The organism is Aeromonas sp. 603607 (assembly GCF_049171595.1).
Lineage (GTDB): Bacteria > Pseudomonadota > Gammaproteobacteria > Enterobacterales > Aeromonadaceae > Aeromonas > Aeromonas veronii.
Genome location: NZ_JAAKOV010000003.1, coordinates 93,072 through 111,668, shown reverse-complemented (window position 1 = coordinate 111,668; position 18,597 = coordinate 93,072). Strand labels below are relative to the sequence as shown.

General features: G+C 62.6%; 14 protein-coding genes. 10 read left to right on the top strand and 4 right to left on the bottom strand.

Translation table 11 applies throughout. The features are described from left to right. Window positions 1-7 precede the first annotated feature (7 nt). The 7 genes from G5315_RS04855 to G5315_RS04825 are packed head-to-tail and all read left to right on the top strand — an operon-like array spanning window position 8 to window position 8,980. A complete protein-coding gene (locus G5315_RS04855) occupies window positions 8-466 on the top strand; it encodes a DUF6691 family protein (protein ID WP_407959274.1) in 459 nt (152 codons plus the stop codon). 41 nt (window positions 467-507) lie between these two features. Continuing rightward, the gene (locus tag G5315_RS04850) at window positions 508-1,548 is read left to right on the top strand and encodes an efflux RND transporter periplasmic adaptor subunit (protein WP_421332659.1); all 1,041 of its coding nucleotides are present in this window, start codon (window positions 508-510) and stop codon (window positions 1,546-1,548) included. Continuing rightward, on the top strand, window positions 1,541-4,717 hold the full coding sequence (locus G5315_RS04845; protein ID WP_421332599.1) for an efflux RND transporter permease subunit: 3,177 nt from the start codon (window positions 1,541-1,543) through the stop codon (window positions 4,715-4,717). The genes G5315_RS04850 and G5315_RS04845 overlap by 8 nt, the downstream gene beginning before the upstream one ends. A gap of 27 nt (window positions 4,718-4,744) precedes the next feature. Further along, entirely contained in the window at window positions 4,745-5,884 is a 1,140-nt protein-coding gene (locus tag G5315_RS04840; protein ID WP_421332597.1) for an efflux RND transporter periplasmic adaptor subunit, read from the top strand. Beyond that, window positions 5,877-6,566: an ABC transporter ATP-binding protein gene (locus G5315_RS04835; protein ID WP_005344325.1), complete on the top strand. Its 690-nt coding sequence runs from the start codon at window positions 5,877-5,879 to the stop codon at window positions 6,564-6,566. Before G5315_RS04840 ends, G5315_RS04835 begins: the two co-directional genes overlap by 8 nt. Next, on the top strand, window positions 6,567-7,781 hold the full coding sequence (locus G5315_RS04830; protein WP_421332595.1) for an ABC transporter permease: 1,215 nt from the start codon (window positions 6,567-6,569) through the stop codon (window positions 7,779-7,781). It abuts the gene before it with no gap. Next, complete coding sequence (locus G5315_RS04825; RefSeq protein ID WP_421332593.1) at window positions 7,781-8,980, top strand: ABC transporter permease; 1,200 nt, start codon at window positions 7,781-7,783, stop codon at window positions 8,978-8,980. Before G5315_RS04830 ends, G5315_RS04825 begins: the two co-directional genes overlap by 1 nt. 52 nt (window positions 8,981-9,032) lie before the next feature. On the opposite strand, the gene G5315_RS04820 is transcribed toward G5315_RS04825, so the two are convergent. After that, complete coding sequence (locus G5315_RS04820; protein WP_421332592.1) at window positions 9,033-11,495, bottom strand: diguanylate cyclase domain-containing protein; 2,463 nt, start codon at window positions 11,493-11,495, stop codon at window positions 9,033-9,035. 430 nt (window positions 11,496-11,925) lie between these two features. On the opposite strand from G5315_RS04820, the gene G5315_RS04815 reads away from it, so the two are divergent. Next, window positions 11,926-12,942, top strand: a complete 1,017-nt coding sequence (locus G5315_RS04815) for a lipoate--protein ligase A (RefSeq protein ID WP_421235735.1) — start codon at window positions 11,926-11,928, stop codon at window positions 12,940-12,942. A 223-nt stretch (window positions 12,943-13,165) separates the two neighbouring features. After that, complete coding sequence (locus G5315_RS04810; protein WP_421332591.1) at window positions 13,166-14,860, top strand: pyridoxal phosphate-dependent decarboxylase family protein; 1,695 nt, start codon at window positions 13,166-13,168, stop codon at window positions 14,858-14,860. Between the two features lie 144 nt (window positions 14,861-15,004). On the opposite strand, the gene G5315_RS04805 is transcribed toward G5315_RS04810, so the two are convergent. The 3 genes from G5315_RS04805 to yiaY form a co-directional block, all read right to left on the bottom strand. Beyond that, window positions 15,005-15,634: an NAD(P)H-binding protein gene (locus G5315_RS04805; RefSeq protein ID WP_421332590.1), complete on the bottom strand. Its 630-nt coding sequence runs from the start codon at window positions 15,632-15,634 to the stop codon at window positions 15,005-15,007. A gap of 182 nt (window positions 15,635-15,816) precedes the next feature. Continuing rightward, window positions 15,817-16,155, bottom strand: coding sequence for an outer membrane protein assembly factor BamE (gene bamE, locus G5315_RS04800; RefSeq protein ID WP_005337980.1), 339 nt, complete (start codon window positions 16,153-16,155; stop codon window positions 15,817-15,819). 136 nt (window positions 16,156-16,291) lie between these two features. After that, on the bottom strand, window positions 16,292-17,443 hold the full coding sequence (gene yiaY / locus G5315_RS04795; protein ID WP_421332589.1) for an L-threonine dehydrogenase: 1,152 nt from the start codon (window positions 17,441-17,443) through the stop codon (window positions 16,292-16,294). 382 nt (window positions 17,444-17,825) lie between these two features. Between yiaY and udp the strand changes: the two genes are divergently transcribed. Then, entirely contained in the window at window positions 17,826-18,581 is a 756-nt protein-coding gene (gene udp, locus G5315_RS04790) for a uridine phosphorylase (RefSeq protein ID WP_005337975.1), read from the top strand. Window positions 18,582-18,597: the final 16 nt, after the last annotated feature.

Sequence of the window (18,597 nt, the reverse complement as noted above, 5' to 3'; positions counted from 1 at the left end):
GATCGCCATGAAATTGCTGACAAGTTTGTTTGCGGGTGTGTTGTTCGGGCTGGGGATGGCCATCTCCGGCATGATGGATCCCGCCCGGGTCACCGGTTTTCTCGATCTGGCCGGGGCCTGGGATCCCAGCCTTGCCTTCGTGATGGGGGGCGCCTTGCTGGTCTTTATGCCGGGTTATTTTCTGCTGGTGAAACCCCGTCGCCAGAGTGTGCTGGGTGAGCCCATCGCCGCCGTACCGGCCCCCAGGCTGGATCGCCGTCTGATCGGCGGGGCCGCGCTGTTTGGCATCGGCTGGGGATTGGTGGGCATCTGTCCTGGGCCTGCTCTGAGTCTCATTTCCAGCGGGCAGCCCATGATAATGTTGTTTATAGCGGCCATGGTGGCCGGGATCTTGCTGTTTGACAGAGGGCTGGCCAGGGTGCTGGCTCGGAACAAGGATAAGGGGGGCCAGTCCCATACCGCCTGATCCCGTGAAGTGACAGATTACGCCAGGGAAGGAGAGTAATGATGGAAAAGATCCGGTTGCTGGGGATCACCTTGTTGGTGATGACATCGCAGGCCATGATATCCCCCCGGGCCTTTGCCGCAGACGGGGAGCCAGAGCCCCTGTTGACAGTGACGCCACAGGCGGTGACCGACTGGCTGACGCTGGATGGCACCGTCAGTGCCATCAATCAGGGGACGGTGGCGGCCCAGACCAGCGGCCGGGTCTCCCGCATGCTGGTGGATGTGAACGATCAGGTGCAAGCGGGGCAACCGCTGCTGGAGATCAGCGGCAAGGAGCAGTTTGCCGCCGTCACGGGTGCCGAGGCGCGGCTGGCGCGGGCGCAGGCTCAGCGGGTGGAAGCCGAGCGCCAGCTCGCACGCTTTCAGGCGCTGATTGCCAAGGGGGTGATCACCCGCGCCCAGCTCGACAATGCCCAGGCGACTGATCGCGCCGCCCGCGCCGAGGTGAACGCTGCCGATGCGGCTCTCACTCAGGCCCGCGAGGCCTACGGTTATACCCGCATTCTGGCTCCCTATGCAGGGGTAGTGACCAAACGGCTGGTAGAGCTGGGGGAGACTGTCGCCCCCGGTACCCCGCTGCTCTCCGGCTTCTCCCTCGACACCTTGCGGGTGGAGGTGGAGTTGCCCCAATCCGCCCTGACGCTGGCTCGTGAGCCTGCGGATGTGCAGGTGCTGCTGCCGGATGGCAAGTCTGTTATCCCGGTCAAATTGACCCGCTTCAACTATGCCGACAGCCAGAGCCACGCCTTCAGGTTGCGCCTCGACTTGCCGCCGCAAACCGCCGGGGTATTGCCCGGCATGTGGCTCAAGGTGCAGCTCAAGCTGGGTGAGCGTCAGGTGCTGCAAGTACCGGATCGCGCTCTGCTGCGGCAAGGGGAGTTCAACGGCGTCTATCTGCAGCAGCCCGCTGGCTGGGCCCTCACGCCTGTGCGGGTAGGCCATTGCTTTGAAGGGCAGTGCGAGATCCTGGCCGGGCTGCAAGCCGGTGACAAGCTGGCCCCCGATGGCTGGGCGCAGCAGCAGGAGGTGGCCCATGAGTAGCGAGCTGAACGGCAACAAGGAGAGGATGGGGCCTGCCGGTCGGCTGGCTGCGCTGTTTCAGGGCTCGGCCATCACCCCGCTGCTGGCGCTGGTGGGGCTCTTGCTCGGCCTGTTTGCTGTGCTGGTGACCCCCAAGGAGGAGGAGCCGCAGATCGATGTCACCTTCGCCGATGTCTATATCCCTTTCCCGGGAGCCACTCCGGCAGAGGTGGCCTCTCTCGTCACTACCCCAGCCGAGCAGGTGGTCTCCCAGATAAAGGGCATTGATACCCTCTACTCTTTTTCCCAACCCGATGGCGCCCTGCTGGTGGTGGTGTTCAAGGTGGGAGTGAGCCGCGAGCAGGCCATCGTCGATCTCAACAACCAGCTCGACTCCAACCGCGACTGGTTGCCACAGGGGATCGGGGTCGGTCAGCCGCTGGTGAAACCCCGGGGGATCGATGATGTCCCTATCGTCAGTTTGACCTTATGGAGCAAAGATTGGAGCAAAGAAGGGAGCAAGCAGCTGGGTGCACCCGAGCTGACCCGGGTCGCCCATGAGCTGGAGACCGAACTCAAGCGCATTCCCGGTACCCGCGATATTTACACGCTGGGCAGCCAGAGCGCCGTGTTGCGGGTGATGCCGGATCCGGCGGCCCTCAGCGCCCATGGCATCAGCTGGGGTGAGCTGAGCCAGCGACTGGCGGCCGCCAATCAGGTGGGCCCGACACAGGCCATCGAGCAAGATAGCCGGGAGATCAAGGTGCAGGTCGGGCAGTTCCTGCAAAACGATCAGCAGGCCCGCGAGCTGGTAGTGGGGCTGCACGACGGCAAGCCGGTCTATCTGGGGGAGGTGGCCAAGGTCTCTCTGGGTCAGGAGACCCCGACCAAGCGCAGCTGGATGGGGCTGGGGCAGGCCAGTTATCCGGCGGTGACCCTGGCCATCGGCAAGCAGCCGGGCCAAAACGCGGTCGAGGTGGCCAAGAGGGTGGAAGAACGGGTCGAGAGCCTCAAGAATCGACTCATCCCGGCTGGCGTCGAGGTGACGGTGACCCGTGACTACGGCGTCACCGCTGAGACCAAATCCAACACCCTCATCGGCAAGCTGATTTTTGCCACCACGGCGGTGGTGCTGCTGGTACTGGTGAGCATGGGGTGGCGCGAGGCGCTGGTGGTGGGGGTTGCCATCGTCATCACCCTGGCACTGACCCTGTTTGCCAGCTGGGCCTGGGGCTTTACCCTCAACCGGGTGTCGCTGTTCGCGCTGATCTTCTCCATCGGCATCTTGGTGGATGACGCCATAGTCGTGGTGGAGAACATCCACCGCCATCGCGGTTTGGGCAAGGGGGCACTCAAGGATCTGATTCCGGGGGCGGTGGACGAGGTGGGCGGGCCGACCATACTGGCGACCCTGACCGTGATCGCGGCCCTGCTGCCGATGGCCTTTGTCAGCGGGCTGATGGGCCCTTACATGAGCCCCATCCCCATCAATGCCAGCATGGGGATGCTTATCTCCCTGCTGGTGGCCTTTATCTTCTCCCCCTGGCTGGCGAGCCATTTGCTCAAGGGGGAGGTGCACTGTGCCCACGGCGAGGCCAAAGCCGGTCTCTTCCAGCGGCTGATGACCCCCTTCCTGATCGGTGACAGTGCCAAGAAATCCAGACGCAAACTCTGGCTGGCCATTCTGCTGCTGGTGGCGGGAGCCGCCGCCATGCCCATGGTGCAGTGGGTAGTGCTCAAGATGCTCCCCTTCGACAACAAATCGGAATTTCAGCTTGTGCTCGATATGCCGGAGGGGGCGACTCTGGAGCAGACCGAGCGCACGTTGCTGGCGGTCGGGCGGGAGCTTGCCAAGGTGCCCGAGGTGAAGGATTACCAGATCTACGCCGGTACCGCGGCCCCCATCAACTTCAACGGGCTGGTGCGCCACTACTTTATCCGCAGCGGTGCCAACGTGGGGGATATTCAGGTCAATCTGGTGGACAAGCATGAGCGCCATCGCAGCAGTCACCAGATTGCCCAGTCGGTTCGAGCCCCGCTGCAGGCCATCGCCAGTAAGGCAGGGGGCAACCTGAAAGTCGTTGAGGTGCCGCCCGGCCCGCCGGTCTGGTCCCCCATCGTTGCCGAGATCTATGGCCCGACTCAGGCCGCCCGCGAAGCGGCCGCTCGCGCCGTACAGGCCCGTTTTGTGGCAACGGCGGATCTGGTGGACGTGGATATCTATCTGACCGACCCGCAGCCCAAGTGGCGGCTGGTGGTGGATCGCAGCAAGGCGGCCCTGCTCGGGGTCGATCTCGGGGATCTGGTGAACACCCTCAATGGCGGGGTGGGTTATCAGGATGCCAGCTGGCTGCAGGGGCAAGGCGCCAAGTATCCGGTGCCGATCCGCATCGAACTGGCACCCGGTGACAAACGGGATCTGGCGGGCGTACAGGCCCTCAAGGTGCGCAGCCAGAGCGGCCAGCTGGTGCGGGTCTCCGAGCTGGTGAGCCGCCGTGATGAGCTGGCCCCCAGCTATATCATGCACAAGAACATGCAGCCCATGGTGATGGTGGTGGCCGATATGGGTGGCCATACCGACAGCCCGCTCTACGGCATGTTTGCCGCCGGTGCCGATATCGACCTGCCCAAGTATTACGTGCAGCAGCCCGACAAGCTGGGGGAGGTGGCGCTGTTGTGGGACGGTGAGTGGAAGATCACCTACGAGACCTTCCGCGACATGGGGCTAGCCTACGCCGTGGGGATGATCCTCATCTATCTGCTGGTGGTGGCCCAGTTCCGCTCCTATCTGGTGCCACTCATCATCATGGCTCCCATTCCGCTCACCCTCATCGGGGTGATGCCGGGCCACGCCCTGCTGGGGGCCCAGTTTACCGCTACCTCGATGATCGGGATGATCGCCCTGGCCGGGATCATCGTACGCAACAGCATCCTGCTGGTGGACTTTATCGAGCAGCAGCGCAGCGCCGGGGTGGCGTTCGAGCAGGCGGTGATCGAAGCGGCGCAGGTGCGGGCCAAACCCATCATGCTGACGGCGCTGGCGGCGATGATCGGGGCTCTGTTTATCCTCGATGATCCCATCTTCAACGGACTGGCCATCAGCCTGATTTTCGGGATCCTGGTCTCCACTTTGCTCACCCTGGTGGTGATACCCTTGCTCTATTATGCCTTGCTCTCCCGACGCTCATGACGGGAGTCACTAGCGAAAGGATGCGCGATGAAGAGAGGTTGGTTGTGGTGGGGAAGTGGCGCTGTGGTAGCGGTGGCTGCTGTGGCATGGTGGTGGCGACCGCAGCCGACACCGATCAGGCTGGCTGAGGTCGGGCGGGGGGATGTGCTGGTCACCGTGGTCAACACTCGGGCTGGCACCATCAAGTCGTGTCAGCGGGCCGGACTAAGTCTGCCCGGTGGCGGCGTGGTGGAGCAGATCGCCGTCAAGGCTGGGGAGCGGGTGGCGCAGGGAGATCTGCTGCTGACCCTCTGGAGTGACGACATTCACGCCGATCTTGCCCGTGCCCGTGCCCAGCAGGCCCTTGGCAAGACCCAGCGCGAGGAGCGTTGCAGCGAGGCGGCCTACTACGAGCGGGAGGCTAACCGGCTGGCCACCTTGCTGGCCAAAAACCTCACCTCCCGCACCCTCGCCGAGCAGGCCCAGAATCTGGCCGATACCCGCCGCTATGTCTGTCAGGCATCCCGTCAGCAGGAGCGGGTCGACGAGGCGCAGGTCGCCCAGGTGGAGGCTCGCTTGAGCGAGCGCCGCCTGCAGGCGCCGTTTGCCGGTGTGGTGGCGGAGGTCAACAGCAAGCTGGGCGAATACATGACCCCCTCACCGCCCGGAGTGGCCATGCCTCCGGTTATCGATCTCATCGACGATCGCTGTCTCTATGTTTCAGCCCCCATCGATGAGGTGGATGCTGCCCGCCTCAAGGTGGGTCAGTCTGCCCGGGTACTGCTCGACGCCATGCCCGGGCGCGATTTTGCCGCCACCGTCACCCGCATCGCCCCCTATGTGAAGGAGCTGGAGAAGCAGGCCCGCACCGTCGAGGTGGAGGCGGCGCTCACTGCCCTGCCCACCGATGTGCCCCTGCTTATCGGCTACAGCGCCGATCTTGAGGTCGAGGTGACCCGCGCCACCGATGTGCTGCGGGTAGCGGCCAGCAGCCGGGCCGACGATGGCAGTGTGCTGCGGCTGGAAGGGGATAAGCTGGTGCGGGTGATGCCCCGCTGGGGCGTGGAGAACTGGAACTGGATTGAAGTGGCCGAGGGGCTCGCTACCGGTGATCGGCTGGCGGCCCAGCCCGGACAGATTGTCGGGGAGGGCCCTTTCAGCGCCGCCACGGAGCAGACGGATGAGTGATCTCATTCGCCTTGATGCCGTCAGCCGTCGCTTCACTCTGGGGGGGAGCGAAGTGGCCGCCCTCGATCGCGTTTCCCTGCGGGTTGCCGAGGGGGAGTATCTGGCGGTGATGGGCCCCTCGGGCTCCGGCAAATCGACCCTGCTCAATGTGCTGGGGCTGCTGGATCGGCCCGATGAGGGGCGTTACTGGCTGGGAGGGGAGGATACCGCCACCCTGTCAGAGCCGGCGCTGGCCCAGCTGCGCGGCCATCGCATCGGCTTCGTGTTCCAGTCGTTTCACCTTATCTCCCGCCTCACCGCCCGTGAAAACGTCGAGTTGCCGCTGATGTTGTGCGGGATCACCCCCGCCGAGCGCCATCGCCGAAGCCAGCAGTTGCTGGGGGAGCTGGGGCTGGAGAACCGGGCCGGACACCGCCCTGCCGAGCTCTCCGGCGGTCAGCGCCAGCGGGTAGCCATCGCCCGAGCCATGGCAATGGCGCCGCGGCTGATCCTGGCTGACGAGCCCACCGGCAATCTCGACTCCCGTTCCGGGGAGGAGGTGATTACCCTGCTGGAGGGGCTCAACCGGGAGCAGGGGATCACGCTGGTGGTGGTGACCCACGATCCGCGCCTCGGTGAGCGGGCGGGCAGGCGGATCCTGATGAACGATGGCCGCATCAACATTGATAGCGGCGGTGGCTGAATGCGGCGGCCCGATGTGATCCGCTTTGCCGCCGTGGCCCTGCTGCGCCAGAGCTCACGGGCGCTGGTCTTGATCCTGGCGGTGAGTTTGAGCGTCACCTCGGTGCTGCTGCTCACCGCGCTGGGGGAGGGGGCGAGGCGCTATGTGGCCGACCAGTTCAGCTCCCTTGGCAAGGATCTGCTGGTGATGTTCCCCGGCCGCAAGGAGACCACCGGCGGGCTGCCGCCGGTCACCGGCAACAGTCTGCGGCAGATCACACTCGATGATATGCACTACCTTGGCCAACACCAGCCAAACGTGCGGCTGGTGCCGCTGGTGATGGGCTTTGCCGAGGCCAAACAGGGGGCGCGGCTGCGCCAGACCATGCTGCTTGGCAGCAGCAACGGGCTGCGCGATACCCACGGGCTGGAGCTGCTCTCCGGCCGCTGGCTGCCGGGGGATGCCGCAGAGGATCGACCGGCCGTCCTGCTCGGGGCCAAGGTGGCCCGTGAGCTGTTCGGTCAGGCCGATCCGGTCGGCCAGTGGCTGCGTTTTGACAATCGCCGCTTTCGGGTGGTGGGGGTCTTCACCAGCCAGAGCAGCAATCTGGGGATGGACATGGCGGAAGCCGCGCTGATCCCGGTGGGGAGCGCCATGCGGCTGTTTAACACCGAGGGGCTGTTTCGGCTGCTGATCCAGCCGCTGGCGGGGCAAGCGGTGCCGCCGCTGGTCAAGCGACTGGAGCAGCTGATGCAGGGGCGCCACGGGGTACTCGATGTGACCGTGGTGCGCCGTGACGCCATGCTGGCCACCTTCTCCACCATTCTCTCTACCCTCACCCTGGCAGTTGCCGGTATCGGCGCCATCAGCCTGCTGGTCTCCGGCATCATGATGATGAATCTGGCGCTGATCAGCACCCGCCAGCGCACCGGCGAGATCGGCCTGCTCAAGGCGCTGGGGGCCGACAGTCGCCAGATCCGCCAGCTGTTTTTGTGGGAGGCGCTGCTGTTGAGCGGCAGTGGCGCGCTGTTTGGCACAGTGTTGGGCTATGCCCTGGTTGGCCTCGCCGGAGTGATTTGGCCCGGATTTCCGGCGGCAGTCCCTCTGCTCGCTACTTTCTGCACCATACCGGCGGCCCTGCTGACCGGGCTGTTTTTTAGCTGGCTGCCCGCCTCCCGGGCGGCACGGCAAGATCCGGTCAGCAGCCTGCGCAGCGGGCAATGGAGTGGTGGCTGATGCGCGCCGCTGATCTGCTTTTCTGGCTCTGGCGCGCCTTGCTGGCGGGGCGCAGTCGCAGCCTGCTGTCGGCGCTGGGTATCGCCATCGGGATCGCCTCGGTGACCCTGCTCACCGGCATCGGCGAGGGGCTCAGGCTCTATCTGCTCGACAGCTTCTCCCAATTCGGCACCCGGCTGATCGCCGTGACCCCGGGCAAGACCGAAACCGCCGGCGGCCCGCCCGGTATCCTCTCCAGCAGCCGTCCCCTGCTGCTGGAGGATGCCGATGCCCTCGCCAGATTGGCAGGGGTAGAGGCGGCGCTCCCTGTGGTGCAGGGGCAGGGGGAGGTGCGCAGCCGCGGGCTCACCCGCAGCACCGCTATTCTGGGCACAGGCTCGGCGGCGCTCTCCGGCTGGCGACTCACCCTGGTGCAGGGGCGTTTTCTGCCCGCGGATGACAGTGCCATGCCCCGCGCCTATGCGGTGCTGGGGGCCAAGGTGGCGGCGGAGCTGTTTCCCGGCGGCGATGGGCCGGGCAGTCTGCTACGCGCTGGTGATCGCCGTTTTCGGGTGGCCGGGGTGCTGGCGCCCAAGGGGCAATTTCTCGGCTTTGATCTGGACGACGTGATCTATCTGCCCGCCGCTCACGCCCAGGCGCTGTTCAACAAGGAGGGGCTGCAGGAGATCGACGTCATCTATCGCGCCGGGCAGGCGGAGGCCGAGATCACCGCCCAGATCAGGCGGGTGCTGATCGCCCGCCACAGCGCCGAGGATTTTACCCTCGCCTCCCAGCAGGACATGCTGACCAGCCTCGACAAGATACTCTCCATCCTCAAGCTGGCGGTTGGCGGGCTCGGCATTATCTCGCTGCTGATCGGGGCGGTCGGTATCTTCAGCATCATGAGCATCGCCCAGCAGGAGCGGATCCCCGAGGTGGGTCTGCTGATGGCGCTGGGTTGCCCACGGCGGCGCATTCTATTGCTGTTCCTGCTCGAAGCCGTGGTGCTGGCGCTGCTGGGCGGGGCCATGGGGCTGGCCCTGCTCGGCGGGCTCAAACTGTTGCTCACTCTGCTGGCGGCCGGCTTGCCGCTCACCCTCCATCCTCTCTATCTGCTGCTGGCGCTCGGTTGCTGCGCACTGGTCGGCCTGCTGGCCGGGGTCGCTCCTGCGCTGCGGGCGGTGCGTCTCGACCCCGTGGTTGCCCTGCGCGGTGACTAGGTCGCCCCTTTCGCAAGAGGCGCGTTACGCTCGGGTCTGAACAGAGGGGGGACTAGGCGACCACCTCCGCAACTGGCACACTGCGCTCAGATCTGAACAGGGGGAAGTAGCGGCGATCAGCCTGACTCATGTGGCCGACCACCAGCTCCTGAATGATGAAGTTGAGCAGCTCGTCGTTGCCCAATGTCCCCGCTTTGGCGGCGTGCAGCAGTTGGCTTGCTTTGTTGAGCAGGCGCTGGTGATCCTGACGGTGGCTGATGAGTTCCCGATAGTCGATCTCCGCCAGCATCTGCTCTTCAAAGGCGAAGTGGTGACGAGCCATATCGAACAGGCTCTCCAGACTCTCCAGAAACGGGGCAGGAGCCTCGTGCTGATCTTTCATCCGCTCCAGCAGCCGGTTGGTCAATACGAAGAGCTGGCGATGCTCGGCATCGATGCGCGGGTGACCGCACTCGTGGCCGGGTTGCCACAGCAGGGCGCCCTGCTCGGGATCAAGGCCTTCGGTATAGAGGCAGACCCGGCCGCGGCCGCGATTCTTTGCCTGATACATAGCCTGATCGGCGTGGTGCATCAGCGTCTTGGCATCCTCCCCGTGCTCGGGATAGAGCGCCAGCCCGATACTGCTGGAGATGAGCAGTTCCTGCCCCTCCAGCTGGAACGGATGGCGCAGCTGCTGGTGAAGCTTGTCGGCCACCGCCAGCACTTCGTCGCCACTCTCCGGCAGCAAGATAACGAACTCGTCGCCCCCCAGCCGCGCCACCAGATCCTGTTTGCGCACGCAGTGGCTCATCCGCTCGGCCACCATATTGAGCAGAATATCCCCGGTCTCATGGCCGAAGGTGTCGTTGATCGGCTTGAAGTGATCGAGATCGATAAACATCAGCGCCAGCGGACGTGGCGTCTCCTGCTCCATCAGCTCCTTGAGCCGTTGCTGCAGCAAGCGGCGATTGGGCAGCCCGGTGAGGGGGTCGTAGAAGGCGAGGCGGCGCATCATCTCCTCTCGCGCTGCCCGCTCGGTGATATCCCGGGTGACCCCGAGGATCGCCTCCGGCTGGGCATTGTGGTTGCCATGGAGGGTGGTGATGGTTTCGGTCGCCACCAGATGGCCATCCTTGTGGCGCAGCTGGGTGCGAATGACCCGGCGGGTCTGGTCATGTTCCCCCCGCTGCCAGGCCTCCAGGGTGGCGGAGATCTCCTCGCGCAGCAGTTGCCTTGAGGCATCCGGCAGCAGCTGTTTGAGGGGCAGGGCAAACAGCTCGGGGGCCTCGTAGCCGCTCAGAGGCGTGATGGCCGGGCTGACATAGCGAAAGCGCAAGCTGGCGGCATCCATGGTCCAGATCACATCGGCGCTGTTCTCCGCCACGAAGCGATAGTGCTGCTCGCTCTGGGCCAGTTCACGGGTCAGCCGCTGGCGATCCCGCGCCTCCTGGCGCAGGCGCAGATAGAGGTGCAAGAAGATGCCGAGCAGGGTCATCAGGGTAAAGGTGATGAGCATGGCCACCGCCACGCTCTTGTCGAATAGTTGCCGTTGCTGGCGCAGCCGCTCCTGCGCCGGGTCGTAGATAAAGCGGTCGAGGTTGGGCAATACCGTGAGCATGCCCGCCTCCAGATAGGTTTTGGCGATCTGCAGCCAGCGCTCCTGCTGCATGTAGCCAGGTTCGACCAGATCCGGCTGCATCAGCTCTCTGGTTTCGCGAGCCTCGAACTCCAGCTGTTCACGGCCAGCCCCGGTCGGGTACTGCTCCATGATGAGGTTGATCATCTCTTCGGGGTGGTCCATCGCATAGCGCCACCCCTTGAGGCTGGCCTGCTGGAAGGCGTAGACCCGATCCTGTCGGGTGATCAGCTCCCGCTCGGAGGTAAACAGGTTGTCGCCGTAGAAGTCGAAGTCGATGGTGCGCGGACTGAAGACCCGATAGGGGATCCCTTTTTGTTGCAGATAGAAGGGCTCGGTAGTGCTGTAGGCGCTGATGGCATCCACCTTGCCCGCCAGCAGTGCCTCTATCCCCTGTTTGTAGGGAAGGGTGACCCAGTCGCGGCTGCGGGTCTGGTGAGAAAGGTAGGTCAGCAGCTCGTTGGAGCCAGGCTCCAGCATCAGTCGCTTGTTGGCCAGATCGGCCGGGTTGCGAATATCTGGCCGATCCAGCGTGAGCAGAACCAGCGGCGAGTGCTGCAGCAGGGCGGCGAGCACCACCACCGGACGACCGGCAGCCCGATCCAGCAGCAGATCACTGCCGCTGATGCCAAACTGGGCCTTTCCCGAGATCACCTCGCTGACCACATCGGTGCGGGAGTCCGCTTCACGCAAGGTCACATGCAGACCGGCCTCCCGATAAAACCCTTTGGCGATGGCTGCGTAGTAACCGGCAAACTGGAACTGGTGCTGCCACGGCAACTGGACGATGACCTGCTCGCCGGCTCGCACGGGGGAAGAGGTCAGGGTCGTGATGACCATACCGACCAGCATTGGCAGAAACCAGCTCAGGGGCTGGCGGGGGGCTGCGTTCTCCGTCATACAACGTTTCTCTCGGGAGCGGTGTCTAGGCTAGATTCAAGCAATTTTGTGTCACCTGCAAGGGGAGAAAAGGCGTTTGCAATGGGGTATAGGGGGGTTGGAAAGTCATTTTTGTGTCGTTCATCACACGGGATGGATACATGCCGTTTTTTTGCAAGTTATGTGACCAATAAGAGAGTCATATGGCCTATCGAAGTGGTCGCATTCTAGCCACTTTTTCCCGTTTTTATCGTTGGCATTGTGGCTTGACTGCATTTTTTCCGTGGTTGCACGTCAAGCTGTGTCGTTATATCAATAGATACTTTTATGGGGCAGTCAGGTGTGACGCAAATGTATCGCGGCTGCTGCGCACCGGTTAATGTGCGATGGCTCAGTGATGGTACCCCGTCAGTGTTATCATGCTGCCCCCAGTTCCGGATAAGGTCTTTTTATGTCCCGCTTGCGTCTGCTTGTCTCCGACTCTCACGATCCCCTGTTCAATCTGGCCGTTGAGGAGTGCATCTTCCGCCAGATGGACCCCGGCCAGCGGGTGCTGTTCCTCTGGCGCAACGCCAATACCGTGGTGATTGGTCGTGCCCAGAACCCGTGGAAGGAGTGCAATACCCGCCGCATGCAAGAGGATGGGGTGACCCTGGCGCGCCGCAGCAGTGGCGGTGGCGCCGTGTTCCACGACCTTGGCAACAGCTGCTTCACCTTCATGGCGGGCAAGCCGGAGTATGACAAGAGTGTCTCCACCGCCATAGTGCTGGACGGGCTCAAACGATTGGGGATCGAGGCCTTTGCCTCCGGTCGCAACGATCTGCTGGTGGCCACCCTGGATGGGGAGCGCAAAGTGTCCGGGTCGGCCTATCGGGAGACCCTGGATCGGGGTTTTCACCACGGCACCCTGCTGCTGGACGCCGCTCTCGGCCGCCTTGCCAACTACCTCAACCCCGACCCCAAGAAGCTGGCGGCCAAGGGGATCACCTCGGTGCGCAGCCGGGTGGCCAATCTGTGCGAACTGCAGCCGGGGATCGACCATCAACAGGTGAGCGAGGCGCTGCAGGAGGCCTTTTTCCATCATTACGGCGCGCGAGTTGAGCCCGAGCATATCTCCCCCGAGCAGATGCCGGATCTGCCGGGCTTTGCCGAGACCTTCGCCCGTCAGCGCAGTTGGGAGTGGAACTATGGTCATGCCCCGGCGTTCAGCCATCTGCTGGAGGAGCGGTTCAGCTGGGGCGGGGTGGAGCTGCACTTTGATGTGGAGAAGGGGGTCATCACCCGGGCACAGCTCTTTAGCGATACTCTGGAGCCGGCCCCGTTTGATCTGCTGGCGGCCGAACTGGCGGGTTGCGGCTATCGACCGGAGGCGGTTTCCGCGCGCCTGCAGCCCTGGCTGGCGGCCTTCCCGCAGCAGCAGAGCGAGCTGGCGGAGTTTGCCGAGTGGCTGTTGGCCTCCCTGCGTTGAGGGGGACGCTGCGCTGATGGTGGTCTGGTAGTAAGGACTCTGTCAGCCTGGATGGGAGCAAGATCACGAAATATAAAGAGGCGCCTCAAAGGCGCCTTTTTGCCAGCCCTTGTGATGACTGATACATGACAAAAAGTAGGGTAGACCATTAGATATTGTCACTGTCGGCCCCGCTGCCTCAGGGGTATAACGGCCGCACATTTGCTGTACTAATGGTATAAAAATGAGTGACTTAGTTTATCTGCAAGACGAAAGCGTCAATGCCGTCCACCCCGATTTTTCCGCCCGTTTCGCCACCGTCAAAGCCAACTTTTTCTCGCGCAATCCCGATCTCTGGCCCGTTTTTCGCGAACCCGGATTTGCCACCCTCAATGAATTTCGGGCCCGTGGCCTGGCCCCCGATGCCCGTTTGAATGCCTGGCCTGATGGCCGTGCCCGCCTGGCCGATCTCTGCGAGACCATGCCGGTGCCCGCCACCATGCGCACCCCGGGCGAGCCCATGGTCGAGCTGTTGTTTGCCGCCGCGTTGTCGAAGGATTGGGAGAACCCCTCCAGCGTCGAGAACGTCATCACCATGTCGGCAGATCCCGCCATCTACGGCGCCCAGCTGGGCATTCTGGCCAACCCCAATCTGGTCTACTCCGAATACGCCGGGGTGGCCGAGGAGCTGGAGAAGAAGGTGGTGCGCCAGATTGCGCTGCTGGCAGGTTACGACCCGGCTCGTGCCACCGGCATCTTCACCCAGGGGGGGACCTTCTGTAACCTCTATGGCTACCTGCTCGGCATTCGCAAAAGCCTGCCCGAGGCCAAGCACAAGGGGCTCGGCCACTATCAGGATTACCGCATCATCAACTCCCAGGGCGGTCACTACTCCAACATCACCAACCTCTCCCTGCTCGGGGTCGACATCGAGAACAAGACCATCCGCATTCAGGTCGGCGAGAACAATGACATCGATCTCGACCACCTCGAGCGCACCCTGACCGCCTGTTTTGCACTGAAACACGTGGTGCCCACCATCATGCTCACCATGGGCACTACCGACACCTTCGGGGTGGATCAGGTGAAACCCGTTTTCGAGCTGCGCAATCGCCTCTGCGAGCAGTTCGAGGTGGCGGTCAAACCTCACATCCACGTCGATGCCGCCATCGGCTGGTCGATGATCTTCTTCCTGGGTTACGACTTTGCCGCCAACCCGCTCGCCATCAACAGCGCCACTCTGGCGGGGATCGAGCGCAACGTGGTGCGCTTTGCCGAGCTCAAATATGCCGACTCCTTCACCGTCGACTTCCAGAAGTGGGGCTATGTGCCCTACACCTCCAGTCTGGTGATGATCAAGGAGCAGGATGATCTCAAAGCGATGGAGAATGACCCGGAGAACTTCTCCTACTTCGAGCGGGATATTCAGGGCCAGACCCACCTGCAATCCACCATCGAGTGCTCCCGCGGCGCGAGTGGTCTGTTCGGTGCCTATGCGGCGCTCAACTATATGGGGGTGGAGGGGTATCGCACCGTGCTGGCCCACTGCCTGCAAAATGCCAACTACTTCCGCTTCCGGTTAAGCCAGCTGGGCAACGTCATGCTGGTGGCGCAGGAGAATCAGGGGCCGAGCGTCGGCTTCAAGATCTACAACCCCGAGTGGGTGAGCGATCCGGAAGCCGAATTTGCCTTCGAGCTGGCCCGCTCCAGCGACCCTGCCTATAAGGCGCGACTGCAGCGCAATACCGATTACCACCGCAGCCTGTTCAAGGGGCGCGGCAAGGTGGGGCTCTACACCAACTGGGTGGAGGCGGTGGCCCATTCCGACTATGACGCCCGTGGCAAGTACTCCTACATCGCTGGGGAAAAGGCAGTCTTTATGAACCCTGCCTGCACTCGCGAGCAGATCGACGCCTTTATCGACCATATTCGCGGTTGACGGATGTTGCCCTGACAGTCGAGCGCGGCCTGTGATGGCAAGAGGCGGTCAGGGGACCTCGCCAACAGATAAACAAAGGGCAAGCCAATTGGCTTGCTCTTTTGTTTTTGCAGCACTGTGCGTAAGTAGTGGGGAAGGCCTAGTTCAGAGGGCCAGCAGTTGCTCGTTCTCGACAATCTCGCTCCCGGCGGGTTGCCGGGAGAGGGTAATCATGGCGTGGGCCACCTGACTGGCCTCGATGGCGCGCCAGCGGGCGAGCTTGCCAACCAGCAGTGGCCGAAACAGCGGATAGATGGCCTGAAAGATCTGCTCCGAGCTGCGCGGCGGTTGTCTATCCCCCAGCAGCATGGCTGGTCGCACGATGGCAAGCCGCGGCCAGGATTGGGCCAGCAGGGCCTGCTCCATCTCCCCCTTGGTACGTGGATAGAGGGCCGGGGAAGATGCACTGGCCCCCATGCTTGAGACCACGATAAGGCGTTGACAGCCATGGCGGCGGGCCAGTTCGGCAAAGGCGACCACATAGTCGAGATCGACCCGGCGAAACGCCTCGGCAGAGCCCGCCTCCTTGCGGGTGGTACCGAGGGCACAGAAGGCGATATCGACCGGCCGGGAGAGGGTGACGCTGGCCAGATCATCAAAATTGACCGGCAGCCAGTGGTGTGCCTCCTTGCCAGGCTTGCGACAGAGCAGGGTCAGTTCATGTTCGGCAGGCAGTTGCTGCACCAGTTCGCGACCGATCAGGCCGCTGGCTCCGGCAATCAGGATCCGGCTCATGGGGATTCTCCCTGTGTCATTCGATGGTGTTGATGCCATGGTGGCTGCTCATCAGCATCAGGCAATTTGCGAGCAGCTGCAATGGGGGAGATGACACTGTATCCCCTGACAGGATCACGGGCAGGATGAATTACGCGGGGCTGGATAAAACAAAACCGGCGCTAGGCCGGTTTTGCGGGATATCAGAGCGGGGTATTGAAAGCTGCTGGCAGCGGGAAGTCACCCGTCACTGTGGTCAGCCTGTCATTGGCGAAGGTGACAGTGAGCTCTTTGCGCTCCTTGTCGCCGTGGCCCGGCTGGAATTCATAGAGGTAGTACCAGGTGTTGGGGTCAAAGCCGTCGCGCAGCATGGGGGTCCCCAGCACATAGCTGACCTGCTCGCGGGTCATCCCCTGGCGCAGTTTGTCGACCTGTTTTTGTTCCACATAGTTGCCCTGGGGAATATCGATACGATAGACCAGGCTGCAACCGGAGAGGGTGAGGGCGGTCAAAGCCGCGGCAATCAGGTGTTTCATCCGCATATCGAGTTCAGATCATCCATACAGTCTTTTTGGCTCGGCAAATCATACCGACTCCCTCCACGGAAGTAAAAAGCCATTGATCCATCAGCCAATAAAAAGGGCCGCAGTGCGACCCTTATCGGCAATCAGGCAACTATTACATCGCTGCGCGGAAGATGGTGACGATCTCTTCGTGGCTCGCCTGTTTCGGGTTGGTGAAGCCGCAGGCATCTTTCAGGGCGTTGCTGGCCAGGGTATCGAAGTCATCGGCTTTGACGCCGAGTTGCTCCAGACCGGCCGGGATCTTCACATCCAGCGCCAGCTGCTTGATGGCGGCAATGGCAGCGGCGGCGCCCTGCTCGTTGCTCATGGCACTCACGTCTACCCCCATGTAGCGGGCCACATCCTTCAGACGAGCCGCGCTCACCTGGGCGTTGAACGCCTGAACGTGGGGCAGCAGCACGGCGTTGCAGACACCGTGGGGCAGGTCATAGAAGCCGCCCAGCTGGTGGGCCATGGCGTGCACGTAGCCCAGGCTTGCGTTGTTGAAGGCCATGCCGGCCAGGAACTGGGCATAGGCCATCTGCTCGCGGGCATGCAGGTCATCGCCATGGTGAACTGCGGTGCGCAGGTGCTTGGCAATCAGCTCGATGGCCATCACGGCGCTGGCATCGGTCACCGGGGTGGCGATGGTGGAGACATAGGCCTCGATGGCGTGGGTCAGGGCATCCATACCGGTGGCGGCGGTGAGATCCGCTGGCTTGGCCAGCATCAGCTCGGGGTCGTTGACCGACATCAGCGGGGTAACGTGCTTGTCGATGATGGCCATTTTCACGTGGCGCGCTTCGTCGGTGATGATGCAGAAGCGGGTCATCTCGGAGGCGGTACCGGCGGTGGTGTTGATGGCGATAAGCGGCAGTTGCGGTTTGGCGGAGCGATCCACCCCTTCGTAATCCTTGATGCTGCCACCGTTGGCGGCGACCAGCGCGATGCCCTTGGCACAGTCGTGGGGCGAGCCGCCACCCAGCGAGACGACGCAGTCGCAGCCGTTGGCCTTGATCATCGCCAGACCTGCTTCGACGTTGCTGGTGGTGGGGTTGGGTTTGGTCTCATCGAAAACTGCGCTTTCAATGCCATGTTCAGCCAACAGGGTGGTGAGCTTGGCGACCACGCCGATCTGGTTGAGAATTTTGTCGGTGACGATCAACGCCTTGCGATAGCCGTAACCCTTGATATCGGCGGCAGCCTCTTGCAGACAGCCGGCACCCATCAGGTTGATAGCGGGAATATAGAACTTGAATGTAGCCATGATGGACTTCCTATAGTTAGCCATTAAGTGGTAGTTGAGAGCTAGGCTACCATCTAGAAAGGGATACAAAAGCATCTTGTTTACAACTTTACGGGGTCGATCACGAGTCGTTAATTAAGCGCTGAACCAGGCTTGACTTTCCCGCATCTGACTCGATTTGCGGAAAAACGTTTGTCAATTATTTCATTGAGTTAGCAAACGTTTTGCGCAATGTTTGTCACTGTCAATGCGTGGAAGTGTGAGGCGCTTCAAGGAATTGGAAAGCGCTTTCGACCATAGTTGGCGCCTCCCCGAAGAGGGGGGTAAAGGCTTGAAAGTATCATAAAGAATCATCTTAACTTGTGCCCTGACCATGCTGGCAGGGGGCAACCAGGAGTCCAATATGTCTGATGTATTTCACTTGGGTTTGAAGAAAGCGGATCTGCAAGGCGCCACCCTGGCGATCGTCCCCGGTGACCCCGAGCGCGTGAAGCGTATCGCAGAGCTGTTGGATAACCCGGTGCACTTGGCCAGCCATCGTGAATTCACTACCTGGCGCGGCGAGATGGACGGCAAGGCCGTGATCATCTGCTCTACCGGTATCGGTGGCCCGTCCACCTCCATCGCGGTAGAAGAGCTGGCCCAGCTGGGCATCCGCACCTTCCTGCGTATCGGCACCACTGGCGCCATCCAGCCGCACCTGAACGTGGGTGACGTGATCGTGACCACCGGCTCCGTGCGCCTCGACGGTGCCAGCCTGCACTTCGCACCTATGGAGTTCCCGGCTGTTGCCGACTTCGACTGCACCACCGCGCTGGTGAACACCGCCAAAGAGATGGGCTCCAAGCTGCACATCGGTGTGACTGCCTCTTCCGACACCTTCTACCCGGGTCAGGAACGTTACGACACTGTATCCGGCCGCGTAGTGAGCCGTTTCCAGGGTTCCATGAAAGAGTGGCAAGCCATGGGCGTGCTGAACTATGAGATGGAGTCCGCAACCCTGCTTACCATGTGCTCCAGCCAGGGCCTGCGTGCCGGTATGGTGGCTGGCGTTATCGTCAACCGTACCCAGCAAGAGATCCCGAACGCCGAGACCATGGCGAAGACCGAATCTGATGCCATCAAGATCGTACTGGGCGCTGCCCGCAAGCTGATCTGATAGCACCACAAAGAGT